The sequence below is a fragment of the Thermomonas carbonis genome (genome assembly GCF_014396975.1).
Classification (GTDB): Bacteria; Pseudomonadota; Gammaproteobacteria; order Xanthomonadales; family Xanthomonadaceae; genus Thermomonas; species Thermomonas carbonis.
Map to the genome: position 1 here is coordinate 2,474,388 of NZ_CP060719.1, position 17,969 is coordinate 2,492,356.

General features: G+C 65.6%; 17 protein-coding genes. 8 read left to right on the forward strand and 9 right to left on the reverse strand.

What is annotated here, in order from left to right:
• Positions 1 to 23 precede the first annotated feature (23 nt).
• The 4 genes from H9L16_RS11460 to H9L16_RS11475 all read left to right on the forward strand — a co-directional run bounded on the left by H9L16_RS11460 (position 24) and on the right by H9L16_RS11475 (position 5,744).
• Complete coding sequence (locus tag H9L16_RS11460) at positions 24 to 1,736, forward strand: ABC transporter ATP-binding protein (protein ID WP_187551812.1); 1,713 nt, start codon at positions 24 to 26, stop codon at positions 1,734 to 1,736.
• Between the two features lie 204 nt (positions 1,737 to 1,940).
• Positions 1,941 to 2,885 carry an MraY family glycosyltransferase gene (locus H9L16_RS11465; RefSeq protein ID WP_187551813.1) on the forward strand — a complete coding sequence of 315 codons (945 nt, stop codon included), beginning with the start codon at positions 1,941 to 1,943 and terminating at the stop codon, positions 2,883 to 2,885.
• A gap of 165 nt (positions 2,886 to 3,050) precedes the next feature.
• Positions 3,051 to 4,445, forward strand: a complete 1,395-nt coding sequence (locus tag H9L16_RS11470; protein WP_187551814.1) for a mannose-1-phosphate guanylyltransferase/mannose-6-phosphate isomerase — start codon at positions 3,051 to 3,053, stop codon at positions 4,443 to 4,445.
• A gap of 108 nt (positions 4,446 to 4,553) precedes the next feature.
• The gene (locus H9L16_RS11475; protein ID WP_187551815.1) at positions 4,554 to 5,744 is read left to right on the forward strand and encodes an EAL domain-containing response regulator; all 1,191 of its coding nucleotides are present in this window, start codon (positions 4,554 to 4,556) and stop codon (positions 5,742 to 5,744) included.
• A 542-nt stretch (positions 5,745 to 6,286) separates the two neighbouring features.
• Here the strand turns inward: H9L16_RS11475 and H9L16_RS11480 are convergent.
• Complete coding sequence (locus tag H9L16_RS11480; protein ID WP_187551816.1) at positions 6,287 to 7,147, reverse strand: hypothetical protein; 861 nt, start codon at positions 7,145 to 7,147, stop codon at positions 6,287 to 6,289.
• A gap of 134 nt (positions 7,148 to 7,281) precedes the next feature.
• Here H9L16_RS11480 and H9L16_RS11485 point away from each other — a divergent pair, with 134 nt between their 5' ends.
• Entirely contained in the window at positions 7,282 to 7,725 is a 444-nt protein-coding gene (locus H9L16_RS11485; RefSeq protein ID WP_187551817.1) for a hypothetical protein, read from the forward strand.
• A gap of 99 nt (positions 7,726 to 7,824) precedes the next feature.
• Here the strand turns inward: H9L16_RS11485 and H9L16_RS11490 are convergent, their stop codons facing one another.
• Positions 7,825 to 8,451 carry a TetR/AcrR family transcriptional regulator gene (locus H9L16_RS11490; RefSeq protein ID WP_187551818.1) on the reverse strand — a complete coding sequence of 209 codons (627 nt, stop codon included), beginning with the start codon at positions 8,449 to 8,451 and terminating at the stop codon, positions 7,825 to 7,827.
• A 14-nt stretch (positions 8,452 to 8,465) separates the two neighbouring features.
• Positions 8,466 to 8,723 (reverse strand): acyl-CoA-binding protein, encoded by a 258-nt coding sequence (locus tag H9L16_RS11495; protein ID WP_187551819.1) that lies wholly within the window; start codon positions 8,721 to 8,723, stop codon positions 8,466 to 8,468.
• A gap of 148 nt (positions 8,724 to 8,871) precedes the next feature.
• Between H9L16_RS11495 and H9L16_RS11500 the strand changes: the two genes are divergently transcribed.
• Positions 8,872 to 10,860: an SDR family oxidoreductase gene (locus H9L16_RS11500; RefSeq protein WP_187551820.1), complete on the forward strand. Its 1,989-nt coding sequence runs from the start codon at positions 8,872 to 8,874 to the stop codon at positions 10,858 to 10,860.
• 125 nt (positions 10,861 to 10,985) lie between these two features.
• On the opposite strand, the gene H9L16_RS11505 is transcribed toward H9L16_RS11500, so the two are convergent.
• The 3 genes from H9L16_RS11505 to H9L16_RS11515 form a co-directional block, all read right to left on the reverse strand.
• On the reverse strand, positions 10,986 to 11,981 hold the full coding sequence (locus tag H9L16_RS11505; RefSeq protein ID WP_187551821.1) for a restriction endonuclease: 996 nt from the start codon (positions 11,979 to 11,981) through the stop codon (positions 10,986 to 10,988).
• Between the two features lie 155 nt (positions 11,982 to 12,136).
• Positions 12,137 to 12,748: a phasin family protein gene (locus H9L16_RS11510; RefSeq protein ID WP_187551822.1), complete on the reverse strand. Its 612-nt coding sequence runs from the start codon at positions 12,746 to 12,748 to the stop codon at positions 12,137 to 12,139.
• A 74-nt stretch (positions 12,749 to 12,822) separates the two neighbouring features.
• Positions 12,823 to 14,094, reverse strand: coding sequence for a patatin-like phospholipase family protein (locus H9L16_RS11515; RefSeq protein WP_187551823.1), 1,272 nt, complete (start codon positions 14,092 to 14,094; stop codon positions 12,823 to 12,825).
• Between the two features lie 182 nt (positions 14,095 to 14,276).
• On the opposite strand from H9L16_RS11515, the gene H9L16_RS11520 reads away from it, so the two are divergent.
• Positions 14,277 to 14,936 (forward strand): DUF8198 family protein, encoded by a 660-nt coding sequence (locus H9L16_RS11520; RefSeq protein ID WP_229796586.1) that lies wholly within the window; start codon positions 14,277 to 14,279, stop codon positions 14,934 to 14,936.
• A 7-nt stretch (positions 14,937 to 14,943) separates the two neighbouring features.
• Here H9L16_RS11520 and H9L16_RS11525 read toward each other — a convergent pair whose 3' ends face one another.
• On the reverse strand, positions 14,944 to 15,735 hold the full coding sequence (locus tag H9L16_RS11525; RefSeq protein ID WP_187551825.1) for an FHA domain-containing protein: 792 nt from the start codon (positions 15,733 to 15,735) through the stop codon (positions 14,944 to 14,946).
• A gap of 96 nt (positions 15,736 to 15,831) precedes the next feature.
• On the opposite strand from H9L16_RS11525, the gene H9L16_RS11530 reads away from it, so the two are divergent.
• Entirely contained in the window at positions 15,832 to 16,104 is a 273-nt protein-coding gene (locus tag H9L16_RS11530) for a polyhydroxyalkanoic acid system family protein (RefSeq protein WP_187551826.1), read from the forward strand.
• Here the strand turns inward: H9L16_RS11530 and msrQ are convergent.
• Both msrQ and msrP read right to left on the reverse strand, forming a co-directional pair.
• Positions 16,076 to 16,720: a protein-methionine-sulfoxide reductase heme-binding subunit MsrQ gene (gene msrQ, locus H9L16_RS11535; protein ID WP_187551827.1), complete on the reverse strand. Its 645-nt coding sequence runs from the start codon at positions 16,718 to 16,720 to the stop codon at positions 16,076 to 16,078. The genes H9L16_RS11530 and msrQ overlap by 29 nt on opposite strands.
• 120 nt (positions 16,721 to 16,840) lie before the next feature.
• Positions 16,841 to 17,806, reverse strand: coding sequence for a protein-methionine-sulfoxide reductase catalytic subunit MsrP (gene msrP, locus H9L16_RS11540; protein WP_187551828.1), 966 nt, complete (start codon positions 17,804 to 17,806; stop codon positions 16,841 to 16,843).
• Positions 17,807 to 17,969 lie beyond the last annotated feature (163 nt).

Below are 17,969 nucleotides of genomic sequence, written 5' to 3' on the forward strand. Positions count from 1 at the left end.
GCGGACAGGGTAGGCGAGTGCCAATGCAGGGTAAAGGGGAGCGGGCCGCGCGCGCGACGGCCTCAAGCGCATGGCTGAAAGCATGGCTGCGGCCCCACGCCGGCGTGCTGGTGCTTTCGCTCTGCCTGATGCTGGTCCAGAGCCTGGCATCCCTGGCTCAACCCTGGCTGGGCGGGCTGGTCACGGATCGGCTGATGGTCGACCAAGGCTTCGGACTGCTGCTCTGGTTGATCTTTGTGCTGGTATGCGCCCAGCAATTGCTCGGTTATCTGGTGGCAGTACAGCTGCAGAAGGTGTCGGGGCGGCTGGTGGCAACAGCCGGCGGCGAGGTATACGCCCACTTGCAGGATCTGCCGCTTGCCTGGCATCAGGCGCGCCGCCGGGGCGACGTGCATGCACTGCTGCTGGGCGATATCTACCGGCTCAGTGGGTACATCACCGGCACGCTGGTGCCACTGCTGCCGCTGCTGCTCACCTTCGTGGGGGGGCTGGCGATGATGTTCCGGCTGGCACCGCTGATTGCGGTGGCGGTGGCGGTGTCATTGCCGGTGTTGGTCATCGCACTGAAGCTGGTGGGGCGGCGCATGCGACCACTGGCCCACGCTTCGTCGCAGGCCTGGGCCGACCTGTCGGCGCTGGCCGAACAGAACCTGGAGTTGTTGCCGGTCATCAAGACCTTCGCCAAGTCTTCGCTGGAGGCCGACAACTATCGTGCCCGGGCCGAAGCCCTTTATCGGGTCCAGATGCGCGAGGCCCGCCTGCAAAGTGCGATGAGCCCGGCGGTGTATGTGGCTGGCGCTGGGCTGGTCCTGCTGATGCTGGGACTGGCCGGGCACCTGGTGATTCGCGACGAGATGCGCGTGGGTGAGCTGGTCAGCCTGTTTCTCTACGGCATGTTGCTGGTGAGCCCGATTACGCAGCTGGCTCATGTGTATGGCACCACCCAGGCTTCCCTGGGGTCCATGCATCGCCTGCGCGATGCGCTGCTGGCACCGGTCGAGGTGGACAGCGGGACGCTAGACCGCTTCCCTGAAGGTGTGGATATCGTGTTTGCAGGGGTCGACTTCGCCTATCCCGGGCGCGACCCGCTGTTCCGGGGCTTCGATCTGCACATCCGGGCTGGCGAAACCGTGGCGCTGACCGGTATCAACGGCGCGGGCAAGAGCACCCTGGTACATGTGTTGCTGCGTCTGGTCGAACCACAGGCCGGGCGCGTCTCCATCGGTGGCATCGATCTGCGCCAGTTTCGTCTGGATGCCCTGCGTGGGCAAATCGGCCTGGTTGCCCAGCAGGTGATGCTGTTCAACGCCACGGTGACCGACAACATCGCGTACGGACGAAGCGGCGCGACCCGCATTCAGATCGAGCAGGCTGCAAGGGCGTCCCGCGCCCACGACTTCATCATGGGCCTGCCGGAGGGCTACGACACCATCGTGGGCGATCAGGGGATCCGGTTGTCGGGCGGGCAGAAGCAGCGCCTCGCCCTGGCACGCGCCTTGTTGAAGGACCCTCCCATCCTCATCCTGGACGAAGCCACGGCGATGTTCGATCCGGAAGGCGAAGCCGAATTCATCAGGGAGTGCGCTGATGTCCTGCAGCAGCGCACCGTCATCATGATCACGCATCGTCCGGCAAGCTTGGCGTTGGCCGACAGGGTACTGCGGATGGACGCCGGATCGATCCACGAAGTCACGCCGAGCGTGCAGACGGTGTCCGCCATGCCGGGAAACCTCTAGACTCACGACTTGTCGCAATCTATACCGTGGATCCTGGCCGGGGGCTGTTTGTTCAAAGGTTTCGATCCCACTGCCGCCTTGGTCGCACTGCTCATCACGTCGCTGTCGCTTTGGCTCTTGCAGCCATTGGCCGCGCGTCTTGGCCTGCTGGATCATCCGATAGGACGCAAGGACCACGCCAGGCCCACGCCGGTCACCGGAGGCGTGGCGATCCTCGCCGGTTGCGTGGCCGCGTTCGTGATGATGCAGGCAAACAGTTCATCGATGCTGGCGTTTTGCGCCGCTGCGGTTCTCCTTGTGGTCACCGGGCTGTACGACGACCTGCGTGACATGCGCTGGTACTGGCGAATCCTGGCGCAAGGCACCGCTGCTTTGATCATCATTTACGGGGGCGGCGTGCGGGTCGAGCAGCTTGGCCCGGTCTTCGGCATGGGAGAAATGTCGTTGGGCTGGCTGTCGGTGCCGTTCACCGTGTTCGCAACGATCGGCATCATCAATGCCATGAACATGATCGATGGCGCCGACGGCCTGGCTGGCCTGCTCGGGTTGGCGGCCTTGGCGATGCTGGCGGCGGCGTCGCTTTACGCCGGCAATGTCCTGCTGGCCGAGCGATTGTCGGTGCTGTGCGGTGCGATGGCGGGGTTCTTGGCATGGAATATCCGCCTGCCCTGGCGGTCGCATGCCAAGGTCTTCCTGGGCAATGCGGGTAGCGCGCTGCTGGGACTGGTGATCGCCTGGGCCGCGTTCCGGCTCACCCAGACACCCGGACACCCGGTCAATCCGGTATTGGCACTGTGGCTGTTGCCGATTCCGGTGATGGATTGCCTGGTGCTGATCGTGCGCCGCCTGCAGGAGGGCCGTTCGCCGTTCGCGGCGGGCCGCGACCATATCCATCACATGATGCAGGATGCGGGATTCGGGCCTACGCGCGCCGCGCTTTGGCTGACACTGTTCAGCCTGTTCTGCGGGCTGGCAGTGGGACAGGCCATGCGCATGGACATTCCCAATCCGCTGCTGTTGACCATGTTCGGCCTGTTGTGTGTTGGCTGGTACCTGTTGACGCGCAGACGGGACCGGGCGGTGGCCTTCTTTCAGCGACTGAGACGGATCCCTGCTCCGAAACCGGAGCCCATCCGACATCCGGATTGAAACCGTCGCGTTGTCTCCTGCCAGGATCATGCGCTGTCGCATCTACGACTTCATCGCACCAAACGATTTGAAACGGCACAGGAACAGCGTGAACCGTGCCGACTCCGGTTCTTTCGGCGCGCGAGCGCATGATTTCAGTGAACGGGGATGGGTCATAATCCGGGGATGATTCCAGTCATCTTGTCCGGCGGTTCCGGTACGCGCCTCTGGCCGCTTTCGCGTGAAGCCTTCCCGAAGCAATTCCTCAGCCTGGTGGGCGAGGGATCGATGTTGCAAGCGACTTGGCGCCGGGTGGGACCGTTGGCCACGCATGCGCCGATCGTGGTGGCGGGCGAAGAGCACCGTTTCATGGTGGCCGAGCAGTTGCGCGAAGCAGGCTGCACCGATGCCACCATCCTGCTGGAACCGGTGGCGCGCAATACGGCACCCGCGATTGCGGTTGCGGCACTGGAAGCGATGCGCAGCGGCGAGGATCCGCTTTTGCTGGTTCTCCCGTCCGACCATGTCATCCAAAATGAGGAGGCCTTCCGCGCTGCCGTGCGCGAGGCAGCCCCTGCTGCCCAGTCGGGTGCCCTTGTCACGTTCGGGATCGTGCCTGCCGGGCCGGAAACGGGCTATGGCTACATCAAGGCGGCCGGCGGTGCGGGTGTGCGGTCGGTGGAATGCTTCGTGGAAAAGCCCGACCTGGCGACCGCCCAGGGCTACGTGGCGAGTGGCGAGTTTTTCTGGAACAGCGGGATGTTCCTGTTGCTCGCGTCGCGCTACCTGGCCGAATTGGAGCGTCAGCAACCCGCCATGCTGGCGGCGTGTCGGCACGCGATCGATCAGGCGCGGCGCGAAGTGGATTTCGTGCGCCTGGATCACTCCGCGTTTGCGGCTTCGCCGTCGGACTCGATCGACTACGCAGTGATGGAAAAGACCGCGCACGCCGCCGTGCTCCCGATCGATGTGGGCTGGAGCGATGTGGGCAGTTGGGCTGCGCTGTGGCAGATCGCGGAGCAGGATGGCGCCGGCAACGCGCACCATGGCGACGTGCTGGCACAGGACTGTCGCAATACCCTGGCATGGGGCGACTCGCGCCTGCTGGCCCTGCTGGGCCTGGATGACGTGGTAGTCGTGGATACTGCGGATGCGGTCTTGGTGGCGCATCGCGACCGAGTCCAGGATGTCAAAGGCATCGTGGCCGAACTCAAGCGCGGCGAGCGCACGCAAACGACATTCCACCGCAAGGTCTATCGGCCGTGGGGTAGCTACGATGCCATCGACATGGGCGAGCGCTTCCAGGTCAAGCGGATCACGGTCAGACCCGGCGGCGTGCTGAGCCTGCAGATGCACCACCATCGCGCCGAGCACTGGATCGTGGTCAGTGGTACGGCGCGGGTGACCCGGGGAACAGACATCCTGCTGCTCGGCGAGAACGAGAGCACCTATATCCCGTTGGGCGTGACTCACCGTCTTGAAAATCCGGGGCGGGTGCCGCTTGAATTGATCGAAGTGCAGTCCGGCAGTTATCTGGGCGAGGACGACATCGTCCGCTTCGAGGATGTCTACGGGCGCTGAGTTTTCCGCATGTCCTTGTTGCGTGGCATCGCAATTCGTGAACCCGTGCCGCCATGCAGCATGTGCGACTTGCTACTCTGCCGGTCGGAGGCCTGTGCGGGAAGGGTGATGACACCACTCGACAAGCGGTTGTTGATCCTCGACGACGACATCACGGTGGCCCGGACCATCGGGTTCGTGGCGGAAGGGATGGGCTTTTTCGTGCGATGCGTGGATGCGCCGCAGGCCTTCTTCGATGCGGTCGCAAGCATGGCCCCCAGCCATATCGCCATCGACCTGATCATGCCGGGCATGGACGGGGTGGAGGTCATGCGCCAGTTGGCGCTGGCGGACTGCCAGGCGCAGGTGATTCTGACCAGTGGCATGGGCCAGAAGGTGCTGGAGTCCGCGCAATCGACGGCCAGCGAGCGTGGCTTGAACATCCTGGGAGTGCTGCCCAAGCCGTTCCGCTCGGCAACGCTGCGCGACCTGCTGTCGCGGGACGTGATCCCCCCGCGCAAGCCCCGGTTGGCGGTCGCAACGGAACATGTGGCAATGGTGGTACCGCCGGCCTTGCTGGAAGCGGCAATAGCGGAGCGCCGCATCACCATCGTGGCGCAACCCAAGATCGAGCTGGCCAGCGGCCGGGTGGTAGGTGCGGAAATCCTGGCGCGCTGGAAGGATCAGGAACTGGGGTTCGTGCCGCCGGATGCGTTCGTCGCCGTGGCCGAGACCACCGGCATGATGCGGGCGCTGACCATGCTGGTGCTCGATCAATCGCTGGAATGGTTTGCCGACAGTCCGCTGCGTGCCATCGGCGGCAGCATTGCGGTGAATCTGTCGACCTCCTGCCTGTCCGATGTACTGCTGGCGGACCAGATCCAGGAACATTGCGAGGCCTGCGGGGTACCGGCCGGCAGCCTGATCCTGGAGATCACCGAGTCCACCGCGATGGACCGCACCGCGGACACTTTCGACACCCTGACCCGGCTACGACTGAAGGGGTTCCGCCTGAGTCTGGACGATTTCGGCACGGGCTATTCGTCGCTGGCGCAGCTGGCGCGATTGCCGCTGTCGGAAATCAAGATCGACCGCTCGTTCGTCGCCAGGCTGCAAACTTCCGATGTGTCGCACAAGATCGTGGACGCGACCATTCGCCTGGCCAAGGGCATGGACCTGGTCTGTGTGGCCGAAGGCGTGGAGGATGAGCACGTGGCGCGCATGTTGACTGACATGGGCTGCGCGCTGGCGCAAGGCTACCTGTTCTCCAGACCCCTGCTGGTGGATCAGTTCGATGACTGGCAGCGGGCACGGGGCTGACCTCGGAATGTCCGTGCGCGCCTCCGGGATGAGCGCTGCAGATCGCGCGGATCACGTCGGTCGCGAGCGCCTGCGGTCGGAGCGCGAATCCAGTATCAGTGCCAACTTGCATGCCGCAGCCATCGTCAGCAAGGAAAACAGCTGGCCGAGGGCGACGCGCGTCCGCACCTCCTGCCATGCCACCAAGCGCGCACGGTCGCCAGGTTCCAAACGCGCAAGCTCGCCCTCGACCAGTGTGAGCAGGCGCTGGAACAGATCGGAAATCGTAGGAGGTCTTGGCAAGGACATGCCTGAAATACAAGATCGAATAAGAAGATGCAGCGGTTGCCACGGGCTGCTGAGCTAACCGATAACCATAGCGCACTGCTTGGAAGGCTTCGTGATCGCGGTGCATTGCGCTGGCCGATCGAAGTGCGGAGGCTGCTCCAGTGCGCCCGGTGACGTTCTTGAGTCGGCTCACCGAGTCTGGGAATGAACCCGGGACCGGGACATCCCGTGCCGCAGGAGTAGACGACTTGGGCCGCGGATGTGGGCGAGAGCCGCTACTCCAGTTGCTCTTTCGCGAAAGCTGCATCCAGTGCTTCCATCGCATCCAGCGGCTCGCAGTTCGCGGCTTTTTCGTAGGCGTCGGCGGCGGCGTCTTCGTTGCGCTTCTCGTCCAGCAACAGCAGCACGTTGCCGTGTTCGACGTGGGCGATCGGCGAGGCTGGGGTGAGCTTGAGCGCTTCGCCGATGTGTTTCTCGGCCGCCGACGCCTTGGCACCGTAGGTCAGGCCACCGATCATCGCACCGATCTTGTTGATGATCTCGGCGTGGTAGAGGGCGAGGGCGGTGTGCGCCTCGGCGTGCTTGGGTGCCAATTCGAGGGTGGCATCGAGTGATGCGCGCACCTTGGTGGCGATGCCCATCTTCAACGCCTTGGTGATGCTCAGGCCCTGGCTGTAGCGGCCCAGTGCGAAGGCATGGCGGTAGTGGCTGTTGGCGTCGTCCGGCAGTGCTTTCACCGCAGCTTCGGCGATTTGCGCGGCCTGTTCGTAGCGCTTGAGTTGCTCGCCTTCGTCATCGACCAGGTACGTCGCATGGATACCGAGTGCCTTCACCGCGACCGAGGCACCGATCGGCCCAAGCGCGCTGCCGGCATCGAAGGCGGCCTTGAAGTCGCCGGCGTGGAAGCATCGCCAGGCCTCCTGCAATGCGGAGGCGATGGCGTCGGCATCGAGCTTGGGTGCGGCCTTGCCGGCGGACTTGAGCAATGCCGTGGCGCGCTTGGCATCCGGGAAAGGTTCGCAGTCGCCGGCATGCAATTTCGGCCAGGCCTTCTTCAACGCATCGCCGGCATGCGCGTAGGGCTTGGCGTCGTGCGGGAAGGCGGCCCAACCGGAAGCGGATTTTTTCGCGGCCATGCGGCCTCCCCTGTGGCGATGAGTGGTGCCCAGCATCCCGCCACCGGCGCGTGCTGGCAAGAGGGACGCTAGTGTGATTGCTCGACCACAGAGCGGCAGTCTGGCGGCATCGGACACCCCAACGGAGGCCTGCCATGGCCACGCTTCGCAAGAACGCCGCGCGCAAGAATGCTTCGCGCAAGAACAACACGACCATCGCCCTCGAGCCGAACCTGCGCCACGCCTGGCTGGCGTCGCTGGGCCTGCTGGTCGCCGCACGCCGAGAATCGAAGGCCGCCGCCCAACGCGTGGTCAGCAAGGCGGACACCGCCATCGCCGATGCCCGCAACGCGATGAAGCGCGCCGAAGCCGACCTGCGTGGCGGCATCGAAGGCGTGCGCGACCAGGTGCAGCCGAAGGTCATGAAGTTCAGCAGCGACGTCGAGGCCCGCCTGGCCCCGGTGCTCGACAAGCTGGGCCTGAAGTCGAAGCACAAGCGCGCCGCGCGCAAGACCCGCAAGCCTGCCGCGAAGAAGCCGGCCCTGCGTCGTGCCACCCGCACGCCGGGCAAGCGCGTGGCGAAGAAGGCTTCGCGCTGAGCAAGTACCAGCCGATCTCCTGTCGGTGAAACGACAACGCCCCGCCATGCGGGGCGTTGTCGCTTCCGGTGCTGGTCACGGCAATGAAGCCGCGTCTTGTTACTCGATGTAGGCGCGGGTCAGGGTATTGAGGTGCACGCGCTCGGCATCGCGCAGGAACGGTGAGATCAGCATCATGACCTGGACGATGCCGTCGCGGATCGAGGCGCGCTCGTCCTTGTCGCCTCGCGCGGAGGCATAGTTCATCCAGAACGTGGCGATCACCAGGATGTTGGTGGACGCGGCATCGACCTCATCCGCGGAGGCGCGCATCACACCGGCCTGGACCAGCCCGCGCATCACTGTGTGCGCCTGTTCGTCGGCGCGCTTGAGGATCCGCGCGAACCGCATGCGCAGGCGGCGGTTGCGGCTGAGGATGTCGACCAGGTCGCGATACAGGAAGCGGTAGTCCCAGATGCACTCGAACACCAGGTGCAACTGCAGCCAGACATCTTCCAGTCCCGGCAGGCGACCGCTGGGCGCTGCCAGTGCGGTGTCCATGCGCTGTTCGTAAACCGCGAACAGCTGCTCGATGATGTCGTCCTTGTTGCGGAAGTGGTAGTACAGGTTGCCCGGGCTGATTTCCAGCTCGTCGGCGATATGATTGGTGGTGACGTTCGGCTCGCCCTGCGCGTTGAACATCATCAGCGACGCATCGAGGATGCGCTGTCGGGTCTGCCTGGCCATTGTCTGCGTCCGGATCAGGCCGTCAGTTTCTTCACCAGGTCCACGTACTTCTGCTTCGCCTCGTCCTGCCCGGTGCCCTTGAGTTTGGCCCAGGCCTCGTACTTGGCGGTGCCGACGAAATCGAAAAAGCCGGGCTTGGCACCGCTGACGTCGCCTTCGGCACCCTGTTTGTAGAGCGCGTACAGGCGCAGCAGGGTGTCGTTGTCGGGGCGCTCGGCGAGCGCGTGCACGTCCTTGGCGGCCTGCTCGAACTGGGCTTGCAGATCGGACACGGTGGTTCTCCTCCCTGTGGAGCCGGCATCTGAGCATGCGACCGGAAGGGGGTCAATACGCAAGGGAATTGTCGCGGACGCGGTGCTCTGGCACCGTAGGCGGCAACGGGCCGCCAGCAGGCGGCCGGATCGCCTGAGGGGGCGTGCAATGAGCTATTTCGTCACGGGTGGCACCGGCTTCATCGGCCGGTTCCTGATCGGCAACCTGCTCAAGCGCAAGGGCAGCATCCACGTGCTGGTGCGCAAGGCCTCGCTCAAGAAATTCGAGGCGATGGCGAAGAAACAGGGCTGGGATCCCAAGCGGGTCATCGCCGTGGCAGGCGACATGACCGCCGCGAACTGCGGGCTCACTGCCGCGCAGGTTCGCGCACTGACCGGCAAGATCCAGCATTTCTTCCACTTGGCTGCGATCTACGACCTCACCGCCAGCGCGCAGGAACAGCAGGCCGCCAACATCGACGGCACCCGGCACGCGCTGGACCTGGCCGCCGCGCTGAAGGTGAAGTGCTTCCACCATGCCAGTTCGATCGCCGCCGCCGGCCTGTACCCGGGCGTGTTCCGCGAGGACATGTTCGACGAGGCCGAGGGCCTGGACGATCCCTATCTGCGCACCAAGCACGAGTCCGAAGGCCTGGTGCGCGCGGAGAAGCGGGTCAGGTGGCGGATCTACCGGCCGGGCATGGTGGTGGGGCATTCCAAGACCGGCGAAATGGACAAGATCGACGGCCCGTACTACTTCTTCACCTTCCTCAAGAAGCTGCGCGAAATGCTGCCGCCGTGGATGCCGACACTGGGCATCGAAGGTGGCCGCATCAACATCGTGCCGGTGGATTTCGTCGCCGACGCGATCGACCACATCGCCCACAAGCCCAAGCTCGACGGGCATTGCTTCCACCTGACCGACCCGGAGCCGCAACGGGTGGGCGAGGTGCTCAACACCTTCGCGCGCGCCGGCCACGCGCCGGAAATGACCATGCGCATCGATGCGCGCATGTTCGCGTTCGTGCCGGGTGGCGTGCGCATGGCGGTCGGCAACCTGCCGCCGGTGAAGCGCTTCGTCGGCATGCTGCTGCGCGACTTCAAGATTCCCAAGGAAGTCCTGAAGTTCATCACCTATCCGACGCGCTTCGACAATCGCGAGACCGAGCGCGCGCTGAAGGGCAGCGGCATCACCGTGCCGAAGCTGGATGACTACGCATGGCGGCTTTGGGACTACTGGGAGCGCCACCTCGATCCGGATCTTTTCATCGACCGCAGCCTGAAGGGCAAGGTGCGCAACAAGGTCGTGCTGATCACCGGCGGCTCGTCCGGCATCGGCCTGTCCACCGCGCAGCGCGTGGCCGAGGCGGGCGCGACCACGATCATCGTTGCGCGCGGCGAGGAGGAACTGTTCAAGGCCCGCGATGCGATGAAGAAGGACGGTGGCAAGGTGTTCGCGTACACCGCCGACCTAGCGGACATGGCCAGTTGCGATGCGCTGGTGAAGCAGGTGCTCGAAGCGCACGGGCACGTCGACATCCTGATCAACAACGCAGGGCGTTCGATCCGTCGCTCGATCGAAGCCAGCTACGACCGCTTCCATGATTTCGAACGGACCATGCAGCTCAATTACTTCGGCAGCATCCGCCTGATCATGGGCTTCATGCCGAAGATGACCGAGCGCCGCAAGGGCCACATCATCAACATCAGCTCGATCGGCGTGCTGGCCAATTCGCCGCGTTTTTCCGCTTATGTCGCCTCGAAGGCGGCGCTGGATGCGTTCAGCCGCTGCGCGCAGGGCGAGCTGTCGGGCAAGGGCATCAGCTTCACCACCATCAACATGCCGCTGGTCAAGACGCCGATGATCGCGCCGACCAAGATGTACGACAGCGTACCCACGCTGTCGCCGGAAGAAGCGGCCGACCTGCTGGTCAAGGCGATCATCGAGAAGCCGAGCCGCATCGCCACCCGCCTGGGGATTTTTTCGGCATTGGTGAACGCGGTCGCGCCGAAGGCCTACGAAGTGGTGATGAACACCGCGTTCGAGCTGTTCCCGGACTCCGCCGCGGCCAAGGGCGACCGCAAGGCGCTGAAGGACGAACAGCCGAGCAATGAGCAGATCGCGTTTGCGTCACTGATGCGCGGCGTGCATTGGTAATCACATGTCGGGGCTAGATCGCTCCGGCTTCTGTGGGAGCGCGCCTGGACCCGACGCTCTTGTCGGAAAAGCGTCGCGGCCAAGTCCGCTCCCACAAGGGCGTTAGCCCGCCTGCGAGATCACTCTCAGTACGACCGACACTGCTTGAAGCGGACCGACTTGGTGCTGCCCTGTGGTGGCTGCATCTGCACGCGTGACGCGGCGAGTTCCGGATAGCGTTCCAGCAACGGGCAGAGTTCGCTTGACGGGTCGGCGACATCGGTCGCCAGGTACACAAGCAAGGTCGACTGGGTCGACCAGAACGCGCGATCCACCCCGAACAAGGTCGAGATCGCGTTGGCGGTTTCCGTTCGACGGCGCTCGAGTGCAGCGGGATCGGTCGGAACCGCGTTGGCATTGTCGATGACGGGTGCGGAGGCAACGGGTGTGGTCGAGGACGCGCCTGCTGGCGTCTGCGCTGTGGTCTGCATCGGGACGGGCGCGGCCGTCGACGCGGATTGCAAGCCTTGGGCAATCATCCAGACCACGGCGGCGGCGACGGCTGCGCCACCCCAGGCGATGCCCATCATTTTCGGACTGGCGGGCGTGGCGGTTGCGACCGGCGCGGGCGCGGCGGTGGTGTCCTGCGCAGGCCTGGCGACATACGGACGGACTTCGGGCCACAGGTCTTCGCCGTCGATCAGTTCGATGTCCTGCTGCCTGGCCATGCGCATCGCTTCTTCGTCGAAACGACCGGGCGTGACCACGATGACTTTCTGGGTGCCGCGCAGCGTCGCCGAACCGCCGAGGCCGAGCAGCGCCTGCGCGCCGACGATCGATGCGCTGCCATATTTGACCGAAAGCAGCGTGCGCTCACCACCGCGCTCCAGGACGATGTCGCCGCCATCGGTCGGGATGCCGTCTGCGGGCATGCCTTCTTCGACCACAGTGCGATAACCGCGGCCATGCATGGCCTGCAGCACGAGGCGGGTGAAGTCGCGCCAGCGCAAGGTGCCCAGCTGGGCTGCACCGCGCTCGCTGGCCTGCGAAGCGGCAGGAGACGACGGCGAGCGCCGCAACCAGGCCGTGGCTGCCAACCCGAGGGCAACGAATACCGGCAACGCGATCAGGATCGGGGACATAAAGGCAAAGACAACAACATGGGGCAAGGACTATAGCCCTTGCCGGGCCAATGCGGCGTCATCGACACGATTCCCGGAGGGGGAAATGCCCGCCAGTCCGGGAGTCGCAGGGGGAGGGAGCGAGCGAAGCGACGGACTGGCGGGACTTGGAGGAATCAGCTGGCCGGGGCTTCAGCGGCCGCCTTGGCGGCCTTGCGGGCCGGGGCCTTCGCGGCCTTCGTCACCTTGGGGGCTTTCGCATCCTTGCGCGGGGCCTTGGGCGTCTTCGGCGCGGCCGCGCGCTTGCTCAGGGCAGGCTTGCGCGGCACCTTGGCAGGCTTCGGCGCGCTGCCGCCATTGGCCTTGCGCAGTTCGTCGGTCAGGCGCTCGACGCGCTGGGTCAATGCATTCAGGTCGTCGCGGCCCGGCACGCCCAGCTTGACCAGCGCGCGCTGCACCCGGTCCTCGAACACCTTTTCCAGCTTGTCCCAGGTGTCGACGGCGCGTTCGCGGGCCTGGCCAACGCGGCCCTCGACCACGTCGCGCACCACGTTGGCGCGGTTGCCCGCGAGCTTGCGCGCGGTTTGCTCCAGCGACAGCCCATCGCGGACCAGGCCCTCGAACAACTTGCCGCCCTCGGCCTGCGCGCGGTTGAACGCGCCCATGCCGGCCAGCCAGATCTGCTGCGCGGATTCGGTGATCGACTTGCCCAGGCGCTCGGCCTGGTCCTGGGACGCCTGCTTGGTGCCCGAGGCGGTCTTGCGCGCAGTCTTCTTGAGCTTGGCCATGTCGTTTCTCTGTGTGCGTCGGCGACGCGCGGGGATTGGATTGCGACGCAGGATCGCGTCGGCGTCTAGAGCATTCACACCATGCCGCGGGCCTGCGCGCGTTTGTCGGTACGCAGGCGATGTTCTATTTCGTCCAGCGCGCGATCGAGGATCGCGGTTGTTTCGGTGCTGCGCGCCTGCGATGGCAGGTGGGCGATGATCGAGCGCGGCCGGTCGGCGATCACGTCGGCGCGCAAGCGGATGCCGTGGCGTGCCAGCACCGGTTCCAGTTCGTCGCGACGCTTGCGCAGATCGGCCAAGGTGTTGCGATAGGCGAGCTGCGAAATCCGGCGGCGCGCGGCGAAGCTGAAGATGTTGGTGTAGAACAATTCGCGGTTGTCGGCGTTGGGCTCGAACACCACCTGGTCGATGTGCGGGTACTGGCCCGGGTAGCGCGCCAGCCCGACCTGCATGCGCGACTGCAGCATCGTCCGCAGCGCTTGCGAGATCACGCCGGGGAAACCACCCTCGGCGATGCGGCGGTCGCTGAAGCGGTGCGCCTGCGCATCGGCATAGGCATCGGTGCCGGGATTGAATGGCACCAGCGGGTTGATGCCGAGCATCAGGTCGACGTCGCGTTCCAGCACCACCGAGGCATGCATGGTTCGGCGCAACGCGCCATCGACGAAGTGGCGGCCGCGGATCTCGACAGGTGGATACAGGCCGGGCAACGCGGCGCTGGCCTGCACCGCGCGCGAGATCGGCACGCTGTCCCAGCCGGCGTCGCCGAATCGCACCGCCTCGCCGCTGTCCAGGTCCACGCCGATCACGTAAAGCGGGCGCTCCAGCTTGCGGAAATCGTTGCTGCGGCCGCGCCGGGTGAACACCTCGCGCAGGAAATGCTCGACCCCGGCGTTGTCGAAGATGCCGGTCGGGACCAGCCCGCCGATGCGGGTGACGATGTCGGACCAGCGCGAATCGCCGCGCCCGGACAGCATGTCGCGGGTCAGGCGTGCGGCCAGTTTCGGGAACGCGACGGCGCGTCGCAGGTATTCGTCGGTGGCCAGGCGCAGGAAGGTTTCCGGGCGGAACACCACGTCGTCGCTTTCACCGGTGATGAAGATCCGGCACAGCTCCGCAGTGTCCATGCGGTTGGCCAGACCGGCGGCAAAGAACGCGCCGGAACTGACGCCGACGTAGCAGTCCAGCCGGGTCAGATCCAGGCCGTCGCAGGCCTCGTCCAGCGCACGCAGGGCACCAAGTTCGTACATCGCCCCGATCGGCCCGCCGCCGGCGATGGCCAGGCCGATGCGCGGGGCACGGGTACGGCCGGGATGGCGTTGCTGGGCAGCATGCAGTGACAGCATTCGGTTCGCTCGCGTGGGTCGCGGCCGAGTGTAGCGGAGCGGGTTGGAGTATTGCGTCGACGCGCCAGCGCCTCGACACTGCACCGATGCCTGCAAAGAAATCTGCAAGGAAACCCGCCGGGAAACCTGCCCGCCCCGACCCCATCGCGCGCCTCAGCCGGCGTCTGGCGTGGCATCAGGTGATGTACGACCCCGAGCGCGAGCCGCGCAATGCATCGCGCTGGCTGAAGCCGCTGCAATCGTGGCAAGCACAGCGGCTGCAGCGCAGCTTTGGCGGTTTTCTGGGCGATCCGGTGCGCCGACCGGCCGCGCAGTTCTTTCTGACCGACTTGTACGGCGAGCGAGACTTCAGCCAACGCGATGCGGACATCGCGCGGGTGATTCCGATGATGCAGAAGCTGCTCCCGGCGGCCCTGCTCAAGACCGTGGCGGACGGCATCGAGCTGGCGGTACTGACGCACGCGCTCGACCTGCGCATGGTCGAGGCACTGCAGGCGCTCGGCGGCCGCCGTCGCAGCATCGACGCCGATCTGTATGCACGTGCCTACCGCGAGGTGGGCCATCGGCGCCTGCGCGCACGCCAGATCAGCCTGATCGACGAGGTCGGTCACGGCCTGTGGTCTGCATTGCGGATGCACGGCGTGGGGGCGCTGTTGAAGATCTCGCGGATGCCGGCGCGCGCGATGGGGTTCGGCGAGCTGCAGGGCTTCCTGGAGCGCGGCTTCGAGGCGTTCGGCAAGCTGGGTGATGCCGAGCCATTTCTTGCCGAGATCCGCGACAACGAGTCCCGGGTGATGCAGCGCCTGTTCGCCGCCGATCCGGATCCGTTCCGGATGAGCTGATCGCGTCTCAGCGCGCGCCGAACAGCAACAGTGCGGACAGCGCCGCCGCGAGCAGGATCGCCGCAAGCAACAGCCACGGAACCCGCAGTGTCCAGTGCCGGCGACCGCTGGCGGGCAGGTCGTCGTCGCCATCGCCGTTGCCCTCGCGCACGCGCGGCGGCTGCACCACGGCCGCGGGCGGCGGTCCTTCCAGCACGAACCGATGCTGCACATCGAACGCCACCTGGTCGCCGGCCTGCAGCAATGCATGGCGCACGCGTTGCCCATTGACCTGCACGTCGGCGGCGGCATCACGCAGGACGGCTTGGCCGTTCACGGCTTCGATCAGCGCGTGTTGCGGGGCGATGCCGGGACCGTCGATGCGCAGGTCGGCGTCGGTGGCGCTGCCGATCCGGCGCGGCTTTTCCAGGTTCAGGCTGCGCCCGTGGTGATTGCCGCCCAGCCCGCGCAGGACCAGGCGCAGGTTGCCCACCGGGTCGCGACCGGCGATCACCGGGGCGGCCACACGGTCGGCATTCGCAGCCACCAGCAGCAGCTCGCCGCCATCGACATGGATGCTGTCGCCGGCACGCAGCATCGCCACGTGCTGCACCGGGCGGCCGTTGACGTGGACGCCGCGCAATCCCTCGGCCACGGTCAGCCACAGGCCGCGGCGGTCGTTGCTCACCCGCAGCAGCCACGACTGTTCGGCGTCGACCGGACCCAGCCCCGTGGGCAGGCGGCCGAGCGCGTGCACGCCAGCGCCGACCGCGAGGTCGGGCTGGTCGCCATCGCTGAAACGCAGGCGCAATTCGCTCATCGGGCGGCAATCTAGCATGCGCGGCGGGCCATGCAGGCTGGTTGCGGCTCGTACCGCGCGGCACAATGCGCGCTCACCACCTCACTGGATCGCCGCATGTCCCGCATCGATATCCGCCACCCGCATGCCTTGCCCAAGGCCAAGGCGAAGAAGGCGATCGACGAAGTCGCGAAGAAGCTGGCCGAACGCTTCCAGATGGAATGCGCATGGAACGGCGACATCCTCAACTTCACCCGCTCGGGCGTGGACGGCCAGATCGAACTGGGGAAGGACGACCTGCACGTGCACGCCAAGCTGGGCTTCCTGACCGCGATGTTCAAGGACCCGATCGAGAACGAGATCAAGCGCGTGCTGCAGGAACGCTTCTAGCCTTCACCTTGGCAGTGGCGCGCGCCTTGAGTGCTTTCCAGGCACGCCAGCCCAGCAGTACCGCGAGGATCCCGGCATACAGCGCGGGCTCGCGCAGGTCGGATTTCACCAGCCACCAGAAGTGCAGCACCGCCAGCACCGCGATCACGTAGACCAGCTTGTGCAGGCGTGCCCAGTTGCGACCCAGACGCTTGATCCAGCCGGTGGTGGAAGTGACCGCCAGCGGCACCAGCAGCAGCCAGGCGATGAAGCCCACGGTGATGTAGGGGCGCTTGATGATGTCCTGGAAGATCTGCGCCCAGAAGCCGCGCAGGTCCAGCCCGAGGTAGGCGGCGAAATGCAGGCTGGCGTAGGCGAAGGCATACAGCCCCAGTATCCGCCTGAAGCGCACCAGCACGTTCCAGCCGGTCAGCTGGCGCAGCGGCGTGATCGCCAGGGTGATCATCAGGAAACGCAGCGCCCACAGGCCCAGGCGGTGTTCGATCTCGGCGACCGGATCGGCGCCCAGTGCGTTGCTGAAGCCCTTTGCCTCGCCCCACATCTGCCACAACAGAATCGCCAGCGGGGTGAGCGCGGCGAGGTGGACAAGCGTCTTAGGAAGAATCAGCGAGCGCATGTGGGGCCCGTGAGCCTTTGAGCGACCTTCGACGACATGGATGTCGTCGATGAGCCTGCATGGACGTATTTACGGCGTGTCGTGCAAAGGCTCACGGGCCCGCAGGCGCGGAGCGAGCGGTCAGAACCACTTCTTCAAATCCATGCCTGCATACATCGACGCCACCTGCGCGGCATAGCCATTGAACGGCAGGGTGGGGATGCGTTCGGCGAACAGCTTGCTGGCACTGCCGGCGATGCGGCGCTCGCTGGCCTGGCTCCAGCGCGGGTGATCCACCGCGGGATTCACGTTGGAGAAGAATCCGTACTCGGAGGCCTGCGACATGTTCCACGAAGTCTTCGGCATGCGCTCGACGAAGGTGATTGCGATGATCGACTTGATTCCCTTGAAGCCATACTTCCACGGCACCACCAGCCGCAACGGCGCGCCGTTTTGCTGCGGCAGCGTCTTGCCGTACATGCCCGTTGCAAGCAGGGTCAGCGGATTCATCGCCTCGTCGATGCGCAGGCCTTCGCGATAGGGCCAGTCCAGTACCGGCGAACGCACGCCGGGCATCTGCCTTGGATCGGCTAGGCTGGTGAAGGCGACGTACTTCGCCTTCGAGGTGGGTTCGAAGCGCTTGAGCGCGTCGCCCAGCGGCACGCCCAGCCACGGGATCACCATCGACCAACCTTCCACGCAGCGCATCCGGTAGATCCGCTCCTGCGGCGACAGTCCCTTGATCAGGTCTTCCAGCGACAGTTTTCCTGGCTTGGCGCAGTGGCCGCCGACCGCCACCGTCCAGGGCGAGGTACGCAGGGTCTTGGCGGCGTTGGACGGGTCGTCCTTGTTGGTGCCGAACTCATAGAAATTGTTGTAGGTAGTGGCGTCGAGTTCGCGGGTCAGCTCCTCGGCGGTGCTGAAGCCGGCCTTGGCCTGCTCCGGTGTGATCGTGGCGGTGGACGCCGGCGGCGCGGCCTCCGAACAGCCCGCGATGCCAAGTGCAGGCACCGCCCCGAGCATCGCCAGCACGCGGCGGCGGTCGCGATACACGGATTCTTCGGTCACGTCTGCAGAGGGGATGCGGAGTGCCTCGCGCAGGTTCATGGCGGCCTTGCTCCAGCGTTGCGGGTGGTGACGCCAGCTTAGAGCCAAAGCCGTGTACGAAGTTTCATGCATACCGGCCCAATCGTCCGCAATATGTTGCCGTCGCAACCATGGCCGCGCAGGCTGCTGCACTGCGGCATACTCGGGACTTCGACCTGTCGGA